1 protein-coding gene is annotated in these 1,020 nt (G+C 62.5%); it reads right to left on the bottom strand.

Going from position 1 to position 1,020, the window contains the following annotated elements; all coding sequences use genetic code 11:
• Positions 1-1,020, bottom strand: a 1,020-nt coding sequence (locus F3J20_RS31715) for an NAD(P)/FAD-dependent oxidoreductase (protein ID WP_167285841.1), incomplete at both ends; no start/stop codon positions are given.

Here is a 1,020-nt window from a genome sequence, read left to right as displayed (position 1 = left end):
AATGCTGGTGATGCAGCGTCCACGGCACATTGCCGCCCAGCAGCTTCTGCTCGATGCCGACCATCAGCGTGCCGAGGTACAGGCCCTTGCTCATCCACTGCTTGAAGTTGCGTGCGCGATACAGTTCAGTGTGAAGCCATGAGGTCTTGAAGGCTTCCGGATACGCAGTCAGTTCGTCAGCCTGGCGACCGGCCTGCACGGCGTCGAAGGCCGCGTCGGCCGCGAGCATGCCGGTCTTGATCGCCGCGTGCGAACCCTTGATACGCGAGACGTTCAGGAAACCCGCATCGTCGCCGACCAGCGCACCACCCGGAAACACGAGCTTCGGCAGCGACATCAGCCCGCCTGCCGTAATCGCCCGCGCACCGTACGACACGCGCTTGCCGCCTTCGAGAATCGCTTGGATCGCCGGGTGTGTCTTGTAGCGCTGGAATTCCTCGAACGGCGACAGATACGGATTCGAATAGCCAAGACCAACGACGAAGCCGACCACGATCTGGTTGTTGTCCAGGTGATAAAGGAACGAGCCGCCGTACGTATCGTTTTCGAGCGGCCAGCCGGCCGTGTGCATCACGAGGCCCGGCTTGTGCTTCGCGGGATCGATTTCCCACAGTTCCTTGATGCCGATGCCGTAGACCTGAGGATCGACGCCGTCGCGCAGCCTGAACCTGTCGCTCAGTTGCCGCCCGAGATGCCCACGCGCGCCCTCGCAGAACAGCGTGTACTTCGCGTGCAGTTCCATGCCGAGCTGGAAATTTTCGGTCGGCTCGCCGTCCTTGCCGATGCCGAGGTTCCCGGTCGCGACGCCCTTAACGGAGCCGTCTTCGTTATAGAGCACCTCGGCAGCTGGAAAGCCGGGAAAGATTTCGACGCCGAGCGCCTCAGCCTGCTGCCCCAGCCAGCGCGTCACGTTCGCGAGCGAAATGACGTAGTTGCCGTGGTTTTTGAAGTTATCGGGCAGCGCCCAGTTGGGCACGGCCTTCGCGCCGGTTGCGGTGAGGAACAGGAAACGGTCCTCGG

The organism is Paraburkholderia sp. Cy-641, from assembly GCF_011752945.1.
Taxonomy (GTDB): domain Bacteria; phylum Pseudomonadota; class Gammaproteobacteria; order Burkholderiales; family Burkholderiaceae; genus Paraburkholderia.
This window is presented reverse-complemented; position numbering and strand designations above follow the sequence as displayed.